The organism is Steroidobacter agaridevorans, assembly GCF_009932555.1.
Classification (GTDB): domain Bacteria; phylum Pseudomonadota; class Gammaproteobacteria; order Steroidobacterales; family Steroidobacteraceae; genus Steroidobacter; species Steroidobacter agaridevorans.
This window is the reverse complement of record NZ_BLJO01000013.1, coordinates 92937-109329: the sequence shown is the minus strand read 5'-3', so window position 1 is coordinate 109329 and position 16393 is coordinate 92937. Positions and strand designations below refer to the sequence as shown.

Below are 16393 nucleotides of genomic sequence, written 5' to 3'. Positions count from 1 at the left end.
AGATCTTCTCGATCGACCTGTGCGCCTACGCGATCATGAGCAATCACTATCATCTGGTGCTGCGAGTGGATCGGCGCCGGGCGGCGCGCCTGAGTCATGCCGAGATCGTAACGAGATGGGCTCAGCTCTTCAGGATCCCGCCGTTGATCCAGCGGTGGCAGGATGGCCACATCAATGCCGCCGAACGGGTGATAGCCGAGGAGTTGATCGAACGCTGGCGCCTGCGACTGATCGATATCAGCTGGTACATGCGTTGTTTGAACGAACATCTGGCGCGGCGAGCCAATGCCGAGGACGAATGTACCGGTCGGTTCTGGGAGGGACGATTCAGATCGCAGGCGCTGCTCGATGAAGCAGGCTTGCTGACGGCCATGGCCTATGTGGATCTCAATCCAGTGCGCGCCGGCATCGCGGCGACGCCCGAGGAGTCTGAGTTCACATCGATCTATGCACGCTTGCAGCAGTTCCGGCATGAGCCAGTGGAGCGGCCGCGAACGAAGCCGCCGCTAAGAGATCAGGCGGCTCGCCAATCATCGCCGCCATTGCTTGCCTTCAGCGAATCAGCCGATCCAGACCGATCCCACATCCCGATGAGATTCCTGGATTACTTGCAACTGCTCGATTGGACCGGGCGGCGGCGCTGTGCTGACAAGCGCGGAGCCATGGTGCAGCATCTGCCGCCCGTGTTCGCCAGATTACAGATCGATCCGGATGCGTGGCTGCGAACGATGCGGCCGGGTGGCAATCGCTTTGGGCGCGCCATCGGTCGATTCGATCACTTGCACTCTCACGCAAGAAGATTGGGTCAGTGCTGGATTCGAGGGTTGCAGGCGGCGCGGCGGTTACAGCGGGCGTAAGCTTAGCGTAAGCGCTCGATCTAGCATTGTCTGAACTTATATCCTCGGATCCGCGGGGTGTGTCGTTTTCTCGGCGACGGAGGGCGACACATCGAACGGCCCAAAGACACGGCTGTCGCTAGCGACAGCTTGGATGGCATCGATTGCATCACGAGTGCTAAGGATGCTGAGGGGGGGCGAATAGGGGAGAAGGCGAGGGCGCAAAGTATGTGGATGTCCAAAGAGGAGCATGCCTAATGTTAATCCTGCATGGCTCTTGGATTGAGTGAGGAAGACATGAGCTATCCAATAGCAGATATACAGATCAAGTCACAGCACCAGCTCACAACTGTTCTTCGGGAGATTAAAGGCGCACTCGCGGATGGAAGCCTGCAGCAATTTGTGCCTGCCGATGCCGCTTTAGCGTTGGACGATCTCAATGTGGTGAGCGACACCGGTCCGTGGCCGGACTACATAGAGGCCTACTTTACGAATCCGAAAACTGGTGAGCGATACAAGCTCACGGCCGAGACCTACCATGGCGCGGGAGGAAGTTGGCAGCGACTGTAGCCGCGTCATCTCGTCGACCGGGACATCCTGGACACCCACCACGCCATGTGCCCACCACGCCATCTGTGTCTGAGGCCCTGTTCGTCGAATTTCTAGGACATCCTGGACACCCACCCAGGGGGACACCTGCTCTAAGATCTTCTCACCTCAGAGCAGATCTCACTCCTTCACGCGCGTGTCCACTGCTATCCAATTGACTTCCCAGGTCTTGCCGCCGTCATCGGAAAACGACTGCTCGAACCGGCACGAATCCGCAGTAATGTCCGACCAGACGTTGCGAACCAGAATGGTTCGGCCGTCGAAGACCTCCTGGTCGTAGAATTCGCCGCGCCCATCCTTGAACTCGCCGACCGTGGGCACGCTCAGAGTGCCGCCGCTGGCGTTGGCCGCATTGAGGCTCCATTGGCGGGCCTGAGGATTGTAGAGGCGCAGCGACAGCACATAGACGGGGCCGTCGGCGGTGTCCAGGGTGAGCTCAGCCAGGTTGGCGCGGCCATCCCAAACTTTCCGAACGACGGTGGTCCCCTGCATCGCCACCCAGGTCGTGGAGCCGGTCAACGGTTTCACCAGACGCCTCAACTGCGTTTTCCAGGTGCCGATGGCGAAGTCGAAATCATGGCGCCCATCGCGCTTCTCGGCGGCGGATTGCGCGTCAGTTGAGCTTTGCTGGGCCATGCCGGGCAACGGCAGAAGCATCAGGGCGAGCGCGCAGGTCACCAGAACGCTGCTGTGAGAGCTCATGCAGACCTCCACGTCGGTGTGCTCATTGTCGAGAGCCTGCCGTAGACTGTGGCCCTTTCAAAGGTCCATTCTCCGTGTCATTCGTAATACCACTTCTGAACGACGGCGAGCCGCTCTCGCGGCAGATCTACCTGTGGTTCCGGCAGGCGATCCTGCGCGACGAGATGAAAGGCAAAGAGCGCCTGCCATCGACCCGGGAATTGGCGGAGCATCTGAATGTTTCGCGTACGGTCGTAGTGCTCGCGTATGAGCAACTGCTCGCCGAAGGGTTTGTTCGCGGCCGACCGGGATCGGGCACCTACGTTGCTGAAGGGCTGGACACTGGCCGGCCCAGCTCCCGTGCCGGCCGCGCGAATGTGCGCCTGTCGCGCTACGGTCGATCGCTGGTCGAAGCTGCGCCGAAAATAGCCATTCCCGCCAAGCGACCCACCTCGCTGCGATACGACTTTGCCTACGGCCGCAGCGATATCGAACTGTTTCCGTTCGAAACATGGCGTCGCATGTTGTTGCGCCATGCGCGCAAGGCGCCGGTGCGAGAACTCGATTACGCACCGGCAGGCGGGAGCATGGCGCTGCGTGAGGCACTGGCAATCCACCTGCGTCGCTCGCGGGCCGTGGTGTGCGATCCATCGCAGGTGATCGTCGTCAGCGGTTCACAGCAAGCTTTGGATCTGATCGCGCGGGTACTGGTCGAGCGGGGCGATCGAGTCGCGGTGGAGAATCCTTGCTATCAGGGTGGCCGTGAGGTCCTCCGTAGTATCGGCGCACGGTTGCTGCCCGTTTCAGTGGATGCAGATGGATTGGATCCCGCTGCCCTTCCGGAGAAAGCTCGTATCGCGTTGGTGACGCCGTCGCATCAGTTTCCGACCGGTGCAATTCTTCCGCTGGCTCGCCGCCTTGCGTTGCTCGATTGGGCGAGGCGAACGGATGCTTTAGTGGTCGAGGACGACTACGACGGCGAGTTTCGCTACGAAGAGCAGCCGCTGCAATCGTTGCAAGGCCTGGATACCGACGGACGCGTGATTTATATAGGAACGTTCTCGCGCACGATCTTCCCTGCGCTGCGTATCGGCTACCTGATCGTGCCGAAGTCGCTGACCGCGGTGTTCACGTCGGCCAAATGGCTGTGCGACCGGCACACCGCCACTCTGGAACAGGAAACATTGGCTGAGTTCATTTCGAGTGGCATGTACGAGCGCCATCTGCGCCGTGTGCGCCGGAGAAACGCCGCGCGTCGCAAGGCGATGCTCGACGCGATCGATCGATATCTCGGCGACCGTGTCCAGGTGACCGGTTACGGTGCGGGCGCTCACATTGTGCTGTGGCCGAAGAGACGCATCGCCGAGAGCGCCGTGATCGAAGCGGCCGCATCGCTCGGAGTTGGAATTTATGGAATCTCTCCGTACTGCCTGACGCCGACCGCCAGCCACGGTTTCATTCTCGGGTACTCGCGTATGAAAGAAGCGGATATCCGAGAAGGAATTCGGCGGCTGCGCCAGGTGCTGTGAGGTCAGGGCTCGCTCTGAAGCAGGACGATGTAATTGCCGCACGTGTCATCGAAGAATACGAACGTGCTCGACCCCATCTTTTTCGGCTTGCCCCGAAACTTGACGCCCAGGCCCTTCAGTCGTTGGTATTCCGCCGCGATATCTTTCGTCGATAATATCGCCGCCGGAAAGACGGCATCGTAGAGCGCCTTTTGCGACGCTCGTGCTGGCGCATGGGCGTTCGATTCCAGCACGAGCTCCACGCCCTTGGGTCCCCGCGGCGATGCTACTGTCAGCCATCGAACGCGGCCAGGCCGGTCTTGGGATTTCCTGAAGCCAAGGACGCTCGTGTAGAACGCGAGCGCCTTGTCCTGGTTGTCGACCTTGATAATTACATGTCGGATCTGCATGGCGTGCTCACTTCGTCGCACTACGGATTGCCGTCGCCGCAGGCGCATCGCCGCTTTTTACGTAGCCGAGTGCCTCGACGATCAGATCGTTGCGCACGCGCATTACGGTGACGCCTCGCACCGACTGCGACATTCCGGGGCCGAAGCGATAGCGCCAGCGAATGAAGCCGTGCTCGTCGAAGGCGACGATGTCTTCTGCAGTGAACGCGCCGTCACGGTTGGCGGCCAGCTTCTGCCAGAACTCCAGGCAGGCGCTGCGCCCGACGTAGCGGGTTCCGTCTGGAGCCGGTTCCACACTCTCCATGACGCAGTCCTCGCCGATCAGATCGTCGAGCAGCGACCCGTCGTACTCAATGAACGCCTGGTTGAACCGCTGCAGGATTGGTAACGTCTGGGATGGTTGGGCTTTCATGGTCTCTCCTATACTCGGTGTTGGCTGGGAGAGAGTTTGCCGAGCGGCGCCCGGCCGGAATTGATCGAGAGTCCGGAGTTCTTTGCAGGCGGCTTTTCTTGGATGGATGCTCTGACTGAAGCCATGCGCGCCGTGCGCCTCACGAGTGCGCTCTTTTTCAACGGCGAGTTCTCCGCTCCCTGGCGTTTCGCCACGCCGGCGCAGGACAAGGTGGCTCCCGTTGTTTCACCGGACAGCGAGCGGCTCGTACTGTTTCATCTCGTGATCGACGGAGTAGCGACCGCTCGTACCGACGGTCACGATGATGTGGCGCTCGAGGCGGGAGATATCGTCGTGTTCCCGCAAGGCGATGCTCATGAAATGTGGAACGGACGAACCTCCAAGCTGTTTCCTGGAGCCCGCCTGTTGCCGCAGCTCGCGAAAGGTGAGCTGGCCGCCGAGAAGTGGGGCGGCACTGGAGCTGTGACGAAGATCATCTGCGGCTACCTGGGTTGCGAACGTCACGCCGAGGGCTCGTTCCTGAGCGGTTTGCCACCGATCTTCAAGATCAATGTGCGGAGCAGCCCGGCTGGCGCATGGATCGAGAGCGCCATACGCCACTGCGTGAGCGAGATCGATCCGCAGCGTGCCGGGCGCATGGCGGTGCTTGCCAAGCTGGCCGAGACGCTGTTCGTGGAAACTTTGTGCTGCTACATGGACGAATTGCCTGCCGAGCGCACGGGCTGGCTCGCCACCGCGCGTGATCCGAAAATCGGGCAGGCGCTTGCTCTCCTGCATCGAGACCCGGCGCGCGCATGGACGTTGCCCGATCTGGCTCGGGAGAGCGGAACGTCGCGAACCGTGCTGGCCGACCGGTTCGTCCAACTCATGGGCGAATCGCCGCTCGCCTATCTGGCGCGCTGGCGGCTGCAACTGGCTGCGCGCCGTTTGACGACCACCGACCGGAAAGTCCTGCAAGTTGCTTATGACGTAGGTTACGAATCGGAAGCAGCGTTCAGTCGTGCCTTCCGTCGCGAATTCGGAGTGCCTCCGGCCCGCTATCGACGGGAGCGCAAGGCCCAGAGCGTTCGAGCGGTTTGAAGCGATTCCGAACGGCGCGACCGCGTCGGTAATTCAAGTGCCGGGCGGTAGTTCGTCGGCCACAGCACGGAACTCGTGCGGGCGTCGGCGGATTCCTGGGTTGCACGGCTCGACGCCGAAGCGGAGGACTCCGCTCATGAACTCTGTAACATTCCCCTCGAGGACATCGTTCGTTTTAGTACTGGCTGGAATTCTGGTCGCCGGTTCTGGCTCCATCGCCGTCGCGCAGGTGCCGAAAGAAGAGGCGCCTCCGCCGTCCGCGACACCCGTGCCGCCAGCAGCCGCGCCGCTCGAAGATAAGAAGCTCGATCAATATGCCGATGCCTACCTCGACATCGAACAGATTCAAGTCGAGGCGTCCGCGCAGCTGGACAAGGCGGATAACGAAGCCGCGGCGGTAGCGATCAAGGAGAAGGCGGAAGGCGCGATCATCCAGGCCATCGAGCGCAGCGGCTTGAAACTCGATGAGTTCAATCAGATCACCGAGGTGGCGGAGCTCGATAACGATGTGCGCCGTAAGATCGCGGATCGGGTCGAGAAGCGCCGGACCATTTGAGGGATTCGCCATGTTACAGACCCTCTCAGGTTTGAAACGGATGTCGATTGGCGCGAGCGACGGTGAAATCGGTCACGTCCGCGACGCCTATTTCGACGATCACGAGTGGACGCTGCGCTACCTGGTGGTGAGTGCGGGCTCATGGTTGACGGGGCGACGGGTGCTGATATCGCCGTGGGCGATTCGTGACGTGGATTGGCGAGCGCGACGAGTGGACGTCACGCTAACCCGCGAGCAGGTTCGTAACAGCCCGGACATGGACGCAGATAAACCTGTGTCCCGTCAGTACGAGACCGCGTACTCGGATTACTTCGGCTATCCGTACTACTGGATGGGCATGTTTGCATGGGGGCCGGTGCCTTTCCCAAAGGACGGGGCCATTGCCGATCCGGCGCACGAAGCAGGGCGGCGGGAGAAAGGAGATCCGAACCTGCGCAGCGCAAACGAAGTCGAGCGTTACCACATCGAGGCGGTAGATGGCTCGATCGGCCACGTCGACGACTTCATCTTCGATGACGCCACCTGGGGCCTGCGCTATTTCGTCGTCGATACCCGCAACTGGCTGCCGGGTCGGCATGTGCTGATTTCGACGGACTGGGTCGACCGCGTCGCTTGGGAAGGGCGCAAGGCGTATGTGGCGCTCACGCGCGATGAGGTTCGCAACAGTCCGGAGTACGACGCCGCATCGTTTGCGGAAGCGGAGGAAGACGCCCTCTATCGGCACTACGGACGGCCGCTCGAACATCGGCGACGCGGCGTGAAAGACAACGACTGGACGCTGCCAATCTGATTGACAGCATCAGGCCCGAGTCGGCGCCTGAAACAACTCCGCAGTCAATGTTCGCAGCCAGCGGCTGCGCGGGTCGTGGTGAAACTTGCGATGCCAGATCTGCCGCAATGGAATTCGCGGCGACGGAAACGGCAGGCCGACGACCCGAACTTGAGGCGATGCGGCTGAAAAATAGTGAGCCAGGGGCTCCGGCACGGTGACCATGAGATCGGATTGCGCAACGATCACCGGGGCGCTGCCGAAGTGGGGCGTCGTCAGCACGACGCGGCGCTGGATGCGCTTGCGCTTCAAGTAACCTTCGATGACCTCCTGGCTGCGGCTCTCGGCACGCACGACCACGTGCTCCAGTTGCAGGAACTGCTTCAGATTGAGCTTCTTCGTCGACAGCGGATGATCGGCGCGCAGCAGGCCGGTGAAGCCGTCCGTGAACAGCACCTGTTGAAAGAAATTGTTCTTCTTCAGATCGGGAAAGTAGCCCATCGCGAGATCGACTGCGCCGGACTCCAGCCCCTCGGCGATCTGTGCCGCCGGCAGGCTGACCGCGTTGATGCTTGCTTGCGGCGCGAGCCGGCGCAGGTCCTTCAGCAGCTTCGGAAGAAACACGATCTCGCCCACGTCGGACATGGCCACCGAGATGGGCCCGGTCAGCGTCGCGGGATCGAAGACCGGGGTCGCGATGATATCGGTGCCGATGCGTCCGAGAATGGCGCGGGCCGAGCCGACGACGCTGCGGCCTCGAGGCGTGGGCTCCATGCTGTTGCCGATGCGCACGAACAAGGGATCGTCGAAGAACTTGCGCAGCTTGCCTAGCGCCGCGCTCACGGCCGGCTGACTTCGGCGCAACTTCACAGCAGCGTCGCTGACGCTGCGGCAATCGTCCAGCGCCACCAGGGCGTACAGCAAATTCAGATCCAGCTCGCTCATATATGGATGTATCGCTCAGGGGGCTCTATTCATTTCACGGATAGAGCCAATAGTCCAGATCGTGTTGCCGGATGAGGGCCGGGGCAGGAGCATAGCCGGCCTTGGGGGATTCTCGACAAAGACCGCCGCATGCAGCGTTATATCCTCAGGCTTTCCTGCCCGGACCGCAGAGGCATCGTCGCTGCCGTGGGCAGCTTTTTGCTCGAGCACCGCTGCAACATCGTGGAGAGCGCCCAGTTCGGCGACCAGGCGCAGCGCTTCTTCATGAGGGTTTGTTTCGATGGCGAGCAGGCCCAGCCGGTCGAGGCCCTGCAAGCGGCGTTCGCGCCCATCGCCGAGAAGTTCGCCATGCAGTGGAGCTTTTACGACCTGGCAAGAAAGCAACGCGTCGTGCTGATGGTCTCCCGGTTCGGCCACTGCCTGAATGATTTGTTGTATCGGTATCGAATCGGCGCGCTCGCCATCGAGATCCCGGCGATCGTCTCGAACCATCGCGACTTCTATCGCCTCTGCGCCGCCAACGACATCCCCTTCCATTATCTGCCGGTGAACCCGGAGAACAAGCAACGCCAGGAGCAACAGCTGCTGGACATCGTGGACGAAACGCAGGCCGACCTGGTCGTGCTTGCCCGCTACATGCAGATTCTGTCGCCGGCGTTGTGCCAACAGCTGGAGGGGCGCGCCATCAACATACATCACTCGTTCCTGCCGAGCTTTCAGGGGGCGAGACCGTATCAACAGGCGCACGATCGCGGCGTCAAGTTGATCGGCGCCACGGCGCACTATGTCACGGAGGATCTGGACGAAGGACCGATCATCGAACAGGACGTAGCTCGCGTCGATCACGCCATGAGCGCGGACGATTGCGCCGCTGTGGGGCGCGACGTGGAGTGTGCGGTGCTGGCGCGGGCGGTGAAATGGCACGTCGAACATCGCATTTTGTTGAACGGCAATCGCACCGTCGTGTTTCGCTGAGCGCAGGTCGCACATGACACAACCCAAGGCCGAGGCCATGCCGGAACCCGTTGTCGATCAGGCAGGCATTGCCACGCTGGCGCGAGGCTGTTCCATCGAAATGAATGTCCAGGACGCTCCCCAGCTGCGTCGCGCTCGCTCGTTGCTGTCACCGGGGAAAAAGGTTTATGTGAGCCATCTGCCGAAGCAGACCTGGCAGCAAACGATCGATGCCTGTCACGAGGTGCGAGAGGTCGGTTTCGAGCCGGTGCCGCATGTGCCGGTACGTTTGCTCGACAGCGCACGCACGCTCGAAGAGTTTTTGCACCAGGCTGCCAACCGTGCCCAGGTGGCGGAGATACTGCTGATCTCTGGGGATTATCCGCAGGCGCGCGGACCGTATTCGACTGTCGCGGAAGTCTTGCGAACCGGCAAGTTGGGCGAGTTCGGCTTGCGCAGGATTTCGATGGCCGGCCATCCCGAAGGGCATCCGCAAGTGCCGCTGCCGGAAATCCGTCGAGCCGAACGCGAGAAGGCGGAACTGGCGCAAGCGGCCGGACTGCAAGCCACATTGCTCACACAGTTCTTCTTCGAAGCGCCGCCGTTCGTGGAATGGGCCGCGGGCTTACGTGCCGATGGAGTCAGAGCGAGGCTCGTTGCCGGCATATCTGGCCCGGCCAGTATCGCGACGCTGCTTCGCTATGCCGTGCGCTGTGGCGTCGGGCCGTCGATTCGTGCGCTGGGAGCAAGGCCGACATCGATGGTGAAGCTCATCGGCGATCACGGGCCGGAGCAGCTAATGCGAACGCTCGCCGGTGTGCCGCGGCCCGATGTGTATGACGGACTGCACTTTTTCACTTTCGGCGGATTCCTCCGAACCTGCGAATGGCTGCAGCGCGTGGGCGCCGGGGAATTCACGCTCGATCGGCACGGTGGTTTCCGCGTCGACTAGAGGACTATCAGCAAAGGTTATCGCTTGGCCGCGGTTCGGCATTGGCGCGAGGCTCTGCCGTCTCCCAATAATCGGCCGCTTGGATCGAATATAAACAGTTAGATAGTGCGGGGATGGAGTGGACACAAGGCTGGGTCCCTACGCAGGAGTGGCTGAGCAACGCGCCGACGGATGTTGGTCGCTGCGCTCTCTCGACCCGCTGCGTTCCTATCCTCGCCGCTTCACCGAATATCTCGCGCGCTGGGCCAAGGAGCGCCCCGATGCCGTCTGGCTCGCCCAGCGCGATGCCCATGACGAATGGCGCAAGCTCAGCTATTCGGCGGCCTTCGCACAGATCCAGAGAATCGCTGCAGGCTTGCTGCAACGGAATCTGAGTGCCGAACGGCCGCTCGTCATCCTCTCGGGCAACAGCATCGAGCATGCACTGCTCACGTTCGCCGCCATGCATATCGGCGTGCCGGTCGCGCCGTTATCGCCGGCATATTCGCTCGTCGATCCCGAAGCAAGGCGTGTCCTGCACGCAGTTTCGCTGCTGACGCCGGGACTGGTGTACGCCGAAGACGCTCGAGCGTTCGATACGGCGGTATCTCTGGCTGTACCGGCGGAGACAGAAGTCGTCGCTCTCGATGGTCACATCTCCTCGCGACCGCACAGTCCATTTGCCAGCCTGATCGGCGAGGCGAGCGTCGATGTCGAGCGCGCTCACGAGGCAGTGACGGGCGACACGATGGCGAAGTTCATGTTTACCTCCGGCTCCACTCGCATGCCGAAGGCGGTCATCAACACGCATCGCATGCTCTCGTGCAATCAGCAGATGTATGCGCAGTGCTATCCCTTTCTCGAGGATGAGCCGCCAGTGCTGGTGGACTGGCTGCCCTGGCATCACACGGCCGGCGGCAACGCCAATATGGGGACGGTGCTGGCACACGGCGGCACGCTCTACATCGATGCGGGCAAGCCGACGGCGGCGGGTATGGCGCAGACGGTTGCGAATTTGCGCGAGGTAGCCCCGACCATCTACTACACCGTACCGAAAGGGTTGGAGATGCTGGTCGACGCCATGCGGGCGGATGAACGCCTTCGCGCACATTTCTTCAGCCGCATGAAATTGATCTTTCCCGCCGGCGCCGGATTGCCGAAGCCGGTGCAGGACGCGATCGACGAGATGTCGATGCAAGTGCGCGGACGCAAAACTCCCATGACCATGGGACTGGGCATGACGGAGACAGCGCCGTTCGCAATTTCTGCGCATCTGCCGACGTGGCAACCCGGAGTGATCGGACTGCCAGCGCCGGGCGTCGAGGTGAAACTCGCGCCGGTCGCGGACAAGCTCGAAGTGCGCTATCGCGGTCCGAGCATCACGCCTGGCTACTGGCGTCAGCCCGAGATCAGCCGCGAGGCTTTCGACGAAGAAGGTTTCTTTTGCAGCGGCGATGCCGCGGTCTTCATCGATCCGGCTCAGCCCAGCCTGGGATTGCGTTTCGACGGTCGCATTGCCGAGGACTTCAAACTCTCGAGCGGCACGTGGGTCAATGTCGGTGCGATGCGTGCGGCGGTGTTGGCTGCGGGCACGCCATACATCCATGACGTCGTGTTCGTCGGCCAGGATCGCGATGAGTTGGGCATGCTCGTGTTTCTTAGTGCGGGAGGCTCACGGCTTTCCTCTGCCGGTGTGCAGACCTGGTTGGGCGATCTGCTCAAAGTGCTGGCGCATCGCGCCGGTGGTGGCTCGCAGCGCGTGACTCGCGCCCTCGTGTTGGAACAGCCACCGTCGATCGTCGCAGGCGAAATCACTGATAAAGGCACGATCAATCAGCGCGCCGTGATCCTGGCGCGTCAAGCGATGGTCGAGCGGTTGTATTCCTCGGATCGCGAGCGCGACGTGGTGGTGCTGTCATGACCACGCTCGTACTCATCCCGGGATTGCTCTGCGACGAGTTCGCATGGTCCGAACAAAGGCGCGCCCTGTCGAGCCACGCTCGAATCTGGGTGCCCGATCATGGCTCGATCCATTCGCTCACCGACATGGCGCGGGCCATCCTGCGCGATGCGCCAGCCGAAACATTCGCAATGGCGGGACATTCGATGGGCGGGCGAGTGGCGCTCGAAGTGATGCGACTCGCGCCTCATCGAGTCGAGCGGCTGGCATTGCTCGATTCCGGCTGGCAGCCGCGCCAGCCCGGAGCCCGAGGCGAGGAGGAACAAACATCTCGCCTGGCGCTGCTCGAAGAGGCTCGTCGCAACGGCATGCGCTCCATGGGACGACGCTGGCTGTCGGGGATGGTGCATCCCAAGCGACTCGGCTCGCCGTTATTCGAAGCCATGGTCGACATGGTCGAGCGCAAGACGCCCGACATATTCGCCGCACAGATCCAAGCGCTGCTCGCGAGACCCAATGCGATGGCGCAGCTGCTCGCCATTCGTTGTCCCACGCTCGTGGCCTGCGGGCGCCAGGACGCCTGGAGTCCTTTATCGCAACACTTGCAGATGGCCGTGATCGTGCGCGGCGCGCGTCTGCGCATCATCGAGGAAAGCGGTCACATGAGTACGCTGGAACAACCGGAGGCCGTGACGGCCGCGTTGGCGGAATGGCTGAGTGGGAAAGGAGACATTCCGGTCGGGCAGCGACCCATCGCGCTGCTGGAGCGCCAGCTCGCCGAATCGGCCTGTCGCGACGTGGTCCGCCGGGCCGCACTCAAACTCGACGCCAACGATCTCGACGGCTTCGCCCAGTTTTTCACGCCTGATGCGGTCGTGGTACGACCGGGCAAAGAACCCCTCTGCGGTGTCGACGCATTGCTCGCATCCTACCGATCGCGGCCCGCGGCCTATCTGACTCGTCATCTGGTTTCCGGCAGCGTCGTCGATCTGCGCGCTCCCGACGAAGCGCACGCCATCAGTAACGTGTTGTTGTGGACGGGCACTGCCGATCACGAGGTCGGCGATTTCGGCCGCCGTGCTCAGTCGCGCCAGGTCGTCGGCGAGTTCGAAGATACATTGCGATTGTGCTCCGACGGACTGTGGCGCATTGCGCACCGTCAGGCGCGCTTTCTCCTGCATGTCGAAAGCGGTGGGTGAGGGCATGACGCCATCCGATCCCAGTGCGCAGCTGCGTCGCGAGCCCATGAGCTCGTTCCAAATCGTGGCGGTCGCGATTTGTGTCGCGCTCAACGCGCTCGACGGCTTCGATATCCTCGCGATCACGTTCGCCGGGCCGGGCATCACGCGCGAGTGGGGATTGGGTCCGGGCGGGCTCGGCATCGTCATTTCCACCGGCCTGGTCGGCATGTCGGTGGGGTCGCTGCTGCTCGCGCCGCTCGCCGACTCGATGGGCCGCCGTCCCATCATCCTGCTGTGTTTGATTCTGATGACCGTCGGCATGTTGCTGTCCGCGACTGCCGCCGATGTCATCGCGCTGTCGATCTGGCGCATCGTCACCGGACTGGGCATCGGCGGGATGCTGGCTTCCATCAACGCGATGGTCGCCGAGTATTCGAACGACACTCGCCGGGACTTCTGCGTCAGTCTCATGACCATCGGTTATCCATTGGGTGGCGTGCTGGGCGGCATGGCCGCCGCTTGGCTGCTGCGCGAGTTCGACTGGCGCTCGGTCTTCCTGTTAGGCGGCGTGGTGTCGACTTTGATCCTGGTCGTGGTGTGGTGGCGCCTGCCAGAGTCCATCGAGTTCCTGGTGTTCAAACGTTCGCCGGACGCCTTGGAGCGGGTGAATACGATTCTTCGCCGGATGGGGCGAGCAAACATTACGGAAATGCCGGCTCGAACACGGCAGCCGCGCATGAATGTTTGGGCCTCGTTCGACAAGGAGCTCGTGGCGCAAACGGCGCTGATCTGTGCGGCGTACTTCCTCTACATGATGACGTGCTACTACGTGCTTGGCTGGATTCCTTCCATCGTCACGGCACTGGGCTTTACCGCGAGCGTCGGCGCCGAAGTGTCGGTATGGACCAATCTGGGCGGGATCATCGGCGGCGCGCTGCTCGGGTATCTCGCCCGGCACATTAATCTCAAGCCGTTGGCGAGCGGCGCGATGCTTCTCACAGCGCTCTCGCTTGCTGTCTTCGGTCGGACGCAACCCGACTTGTTTGCTCTCAAAGCCGTCGCATTCGTGCTTGGCTGGTTTCTTTATTCGTCGGCGGTCGGCTTCTACGCGACGTTCGTTCGCGTGTTTCCGACGCACCTGCGCGCCACGGGCACGGGCCTGGCCATCGGCCTGGGTCGCTTCGGCGGAATGCTCGGTCCCGTGCTTGGCGGCTGGCTGATGGCGGCGGGAACGAGCCGCCCCAGTGTCGCGGGGATCATGGCGCTAGGCGCGGCGTTGTCCGCGATGTCCATTTGGTTGTTGCGAGGATCGATGTTGGCCGCGCCACCGCGGCTGGTGCTGAGCCGGTAGAGAGGTCGAATAAACAAGGTCGATAGACAGGGGGCTGCCGTGTATTCATCTAGACGAGTTCCGATGATGGCTGTGGCATTGACGTTGACGCTGCCGCTGACAGCGCGCGCTGCCGAGCTGGAAGAAGTGATCGTGACGGCGCAGAAACGCGAACAATCGTTGCAAGACGTGAGCTTGGCCGTCACCGCGCTGTCCGCCGAAGATCTGCTCCGGAGCAATATCTCGAACATCGAGGACCTGCAGCATCGCGTGCCGGGTGTCACATTCGGCAACGACTTCGCGTTTGCGAAGCTGTTCATCCGCGGCGTCGGCCTGAACAGCTCGTTTGCTGGCATCGATCCTTCCGTGGCGCTGCACGTCGACGGCGCGGTGGTCGCGCAAGCGTCCGCGCAGTTCGCGTCGCTGTTCGATCTGGAGCGCGTCGAAGCGCTGCGCGGCCCACAGGGAACGTTGTATGGCCGTAATGCCACCGGCGGTTCCATCAATCTGGTGACCGCGAAGCCCACGCAGAATTTCAGCGGCTACACCAATGTTTCGGTCGGCGGCAGCGACCTGAGTTATGGCCTGGATTCTGCGCTCAGCGGGCCGTTGACAGAAAAGCTGCTCGGCCGCGTCGCTGTCCACTATCAACACCACGACGGCTACGGCAAGCACACCGGCAGCGGCAAGGACATCGACGACCTCAACGTGATCGCCACGCGCGGCCATTTGCAGTTCAAGTTCAGCGACAACGTGGATCTGTTGCTCAGTGGCGAGTATGCCAAGGAAGACGATCACACCAAGTCGGTGCACTTCATCGCGCCAATGTTTCCCAACCCGCCGCTGCCCAGCCTGCGGGCGACCGGTCTGCCGAACGTGTCGCCGAACTCGCGCAACGCCGGCGGTGACTTCCGCCCGACGTTCGAAAGCGAGACCTGGGCGGCCACCGCGACGCTGACAGTCGGCGTCACCGATGCGATCTCGTTCAAATCGCTGACCAACTATCGCGAGTTCGATGACCAGCTGACGCAGGACTTCGATGTCTCGGACACGGTCAACGGCAACTTCCCGCCGGCGCCCACGTCGACGACTCAATTGCAGGCTATCGGCGACGAGCAGTTTTCTCAGGAACTCCAGTTCATCTATGAAGGCGACCGGCTGCATGGCATCGCCGCCGCCTACTATCTGACCGAGTCCATCGACAGCCTGGTGCTGCTGGGTCGCGATCCAGTGAGGCAACCGACTCGCTCACGCGTGATCGTGCCCGCGACGCTCGACGTGGACGCGTGGGCGTTGTTTACCAACTTCACTTATGACTTGACCAAGATGTTTTCCGTCAAAGCGGGCGCACGCTACAGCGCCGAGAAGCGCGCGATGGAGAATCATTTTGCCGTGGCAAGCCCGGTCGACCCGGCTGCCGTCTTCGATCCTGTGAAGCGTGCGTCGCGAGACTATTCGGACTTCTCTCCGGAAGTCGGCGTCGAGCTGCGGCCCATGGATGCGGTCATGCTGTATGCCACTTATTCGGAAGGCTTCAAGAGCGGCACGGCCAATCTCGGCGAGCGTGTACCCAATCTGGTCAATCCCGAGACGATCGAGAACGTCGAGGCGGGCTTGAAGAGCTGGCTGTTGAAGGACTCGCTGATGCTCAACATCGCCGCCTTCAAATACAAGGTCGAGGATGCGCAGTACGATCGCACTTACGCCATCACTGCGCCGCCGTTCTATGCCGCGCGACTGGAGAATGCGGCGACCACCGACGGCAAGGGCGTCGAGCTCGAGACCAGCTGGATCGCGACCGACCGTTTCAAGATGTCGTTCGCCGGCACCTATTATCACATCCGCTTCGACAAGTTCCTGTCGCAGAACCCGATCAACCCGGCGCTGTTCGGGCCGGGCGGCTCGACGCTGCCGCCGGAGGACCTGACGGGCAATCGTCCTCGCAACACGCCGGATTGGACGGCCGAATTGTCGGCGACCTACGAGTGGCCGCTGACCAGCGGCGCATCGCTGGCTTTGACCGGCGGAGTGTCGAGCCGGGATAAACAGTACTACACGGAGTTCAATGACGAGATCACCGGCCAGGACGGCTTTACGTTGTACGACGCCAACCTGCTGTACACGGGCGACGGCGGCAAGTTCACGCTCAATTTCTGGGGCAAGAACCTCTCGGATGAGATGATCGTATCCGGCATCTATGTGACATCCACCGCGCGCACGATCACCGGCACCTATTTGCCGCCGCGCACGTATGGCGTGACTGCCGGTTATAAATTCTGAGGAGCGAGGGA

Annotated in this window: 16 protein-coding genes; 12 read left to right on the top strand and 4 right to left on the bottom strand. The window is 62.0% G+C overall.

All coding sequences use genetic code 11. The annotated features are described in order from the left end of the window. Both GYH35_RS33675 and GYH35_RS33670 read left to right on the top strand, forming a co-directional pair. On the top strand, nt 1-857 hold an 857-nt coding region (locus GYH35_RS33675; RefSeq protein ID WP_161816474.1), incomplete at its 5' end, for a transposase. A gap of 276 nt (nt 858-1133) precedes the next feature. After that, on the top strand, nt 1134-1406 hold the full coding sequence (locus GYH35_RS33670; protein ID WP_161816475.1) for a hypothetical protein: 273 nt from the start codon (nt 1134-1136) through the stop codon (nt 1404-1406). Between the two features lie 159 nt (nt 1407-1565). On the opposite strand, the gene GYH35_RS33665 is transcribed toward GYH35_RS33670, so the two are convergent. Continuing rightward, complete coding sequence (locus tag GYH35_RS33665) at nt 1566-2147, bottom strand: hypothetical protein (RefSeq protein WP_161816546.1); 582 nt, start codon at nt 2145-2147, stop codon at nt 1566-1568. Between the two features lie 74 nt (nt 2148-2221). Between GYH35_RS33665 and pdxR the strand changes: the two genes are divergently transcribed. Then, nucleotides 2222-3655, top strand: a complete 1434-nt coding sequence (gene pdxR / locus GYH35_RS33660) for a MocR-like pyridoxine biosynthesis transcription factor PdxR (protein WP_161830671.1) — start codon at nt 2222-2224, stop codon at nt 3653-3655. A gap of 2 nt (nt 3656-3657) precedes the next feature. Here pdxR and GYH35_RS33655 read toward each other — a convergent pair whose 3' ends face one another. Continuing rightward, nucleotides 3658-4044, bottom strand: a complete 387-nt coding sequence (locus GYH35_RS33655; protein ID WP_161830670.1) for a VOC family protein — start codon at nt 4042-4044, stop codon at nt 3658-3660. A 7-nt stretch (nt 4045-4051) separates the two neighbouring features. After that, entirely contained in the window at nt 4052-4456 is a 405-nt protein-coding gene (locus GYH35_RS33650) for a nuclear transport factor 2 family protein (RefSeq protein ID WP_161816478.1), read from the bottom strand. A 102-nt stretch (nt 4457-4558) separates the two neighbouring features. Between GYH35_RS33650 and GYH35_RS33645 the strand changes: the two genes are divergently transcribed. The 3 genes from GYH35_RS33645 (at nt 4559) to GYH35_RS33635 (ending at nt 6882) form a co-directional block, all read left to right on the top strand. Further along, entirely contained in the window at nt 4559-5536 is a 978-nt protein-coding gene (locus GYH35_RS33645; RefSeq protein ID WP_161830669.1) for an AraC family transcriptional regulator, read from the top strand. Nucleotides 5537-5672: 136 nt separating this feature from the next. Then, nucleotides 5673-6092: a DUF4168 domain-containing protein gene (locus GYH35_RS33640; RefSeq protein ID WP_161830668.1), complete on the top strand. Its 420-nt coding sequence runs from the start codon at nt 5673-5675 to the stop codon at nt 6090-6092. A 10-nt stretch (nt 6093-6102) separates the two neighbouring features. Then, on the top strand, nt 6103-6882 hold the full coding sequence (locus tag GYH35_RS33635; protein ID WP_202624976.1) for a PRC-barrel domain-containing protein: 780 nt from the start codon (nt 6103-6105) through the stop codon (nt 6880-6882). A 9-nt stretch (nt 6883-6891) separates the two neighbouring features. Here GYH35_RS33635 and GYH35_RS33630 read toward each other — a convergent pair whose 3' ends face one another. Next, nucleotides 6892-7806 carry a LysR family transcriptional regulator gene (locus GYH35_RS33630; RefSeq protein WP_161816481.1) on the bottom strand — a complete coding sequence of 305 codons (915 nt, stop codon included), beginning with the start codon at nt 7804-7806 and terminating at the stop codon, nt 6892-6894. Between the two features lie 129 nt (nt 7807-7935). Between GYH35_RS33630 and purU the strand changes: the two genes are divergently transcribed. The 6 genes from purU (at nt 7936) to GYH35_RS33600 (ending at nt 16382) form a co-directional block, all read left to right on the top strand. Then, entirely contained in the window at nt 7936-8781 is an 846-nt protein-coding gene (gene purU / locus GYH35_RS33625; protein WP_161816482.1) for a formyltetrahydrofolate deformylase, read from the top strand. A 13-nt stretch (nt 8782-8794) separates the two neighbouring features. Next, entirely contained in the window at nt 8795-9712 is a 918-nt protein-coding gene (locus GYH35_RS33620) for a methylenetetrahydrofolate reductase (protein WP_161816483.1), read from the top strand. A gap of 118 nt (nt 9713-9830) precedes the next feature. Further along, entirely contained in the window at nt 9831-11612 is a 1782-nt protein-coding gene (locus GYH35_RS33615) for a feruloyl-CoA synthase (protein WP_161816484.1), read from the top strand. Then, nucleotides 11609-12790, top strand: coding sequence for an alpha/beta fold hydrolase (locus tag GYH35_RS33610; RefSeq protein ID WP_161816485.1), 1182 nt, complete (start codon nt 11609-11611; stop codon nt 12788-12790). Before GYH35_RS33615 ends, GYH35_RS33610 begins: the two co-directional genes overlap by 4 nt. 4 nt (nt 12791-12794) lie before the next feature. Then, nucleotides 12795-14123, top strand: a complete 1329-nt coding sequence (locus GYH35_RS33605) for an MFS transporter (protein WP_161816486.1) — start codon at nt 12795-12797, stop codon at nt 14121-14123. Between the two features lie 63 nt (nt 14124-14186). After that, nucleotides 14187-16382: a TonB-dependent receptor gene (locus GYH35_RS33600; protein ID WP_161830667.1), complete on the top strand. Its 2196-nt coding sequence runs from the start codon at nt 14187-14189 to the stop codon at nt 16380-16382. The last annotated feature ends 11 nt before the right edge of the window (nt 16383-16393 follow it).

Bases quoted from the DNA above. Each gene is read 5' to 3' on its own strand.
- GYH35_RS33670 (WP_161816475.1), top strand. From the start codon at position 1,134: ATGAGCTATCCAATAGCAGATATACAGATCAAGTCACAGCACCAGCTC.
- GYH35_RS33665 (WP_161816546.1), bottom strand. From the start codon at position 2,147: ATGAGCTCTCACAGCAGCGTTCTGGTGACCTGCGCGCTCGCCCTGATG.
- GYH35_RS33655 (WP_161830670.1), bottom strand. From the start codon at position 4,044: ATGCAGATCCGACATGTAATTATCAAGGTCGACAACCAGGACAAGGCG.
- GYH35_RS33650 (WP_161816478.1), bottom strand. From the start codon at position 4,456: ATGAAAGCCCAACCATCCCAGACGTTACCAATCCTGCAGCGGTTCAAC.
- GYH35_RS33645 (WP_161830669.1), top strand. From the start codon at position 4,559: ATGGATGCTCTGACTGAAGCCATGCGCGCCGTGCGCCTCACGAGTGCG.
- GYH35_RS33640 (WP_161830668.1), top strand. From the start codon at position 5,673: ATGAACTCTGTAACATTCCCCTCGAGGACATCGTTCGTTTTAGTACTG.
- GYH35_RS33635 (WP_202624976.1), top strand. From the start codon at position 6,103: ATGTTACAGACCCTCTCAGGTTTGAAACGGATGTCGATTGGCGCGAGC.
- GYH35_RS33630 (WP_161816481.1), bottom strand. From the start codon at position 7,806: ATGAGCGAGCTGGATCTGAATTTGCTGTACGCCCTGGTGGCGCTGGAC.
- purU (WP_161816482.1), top strand. From the start codon at position 7,936: ATGCAGCGTTATATCCTCAGGCTTTCCTGCCCGGACCGCAGAGGCATC.
- GYH35_RS33620 (WP_161816483.1), top strand. From the start codon at position 8,795: ATGACACAACCCAAGGCCGAGGCCATGCCGGAACCCGTTGTCGATCAG.
- GYH35_RS33610 (WP_161816485.1), top strand. From the start codon at position 11,609: ATGACCACGCTCGTACTCATCCCGGGATTGCTCTGCGACGAGTTCGCA.
- GYH35_RS33605 (WP_161816486.1), top strand. From the start codon at position 12,795: ATGACGCCATCCGATCCCAGTGCGCAGCTGCGTCGCGAGCCCATGAGC.
- GYH35_RS33600 (WP_161830667.1), top strand. From the start codon at position 14,187: ATGATGGCTGTGGCATTGACGTTGACGCTGCCGCTGACAGCGCGCGCT.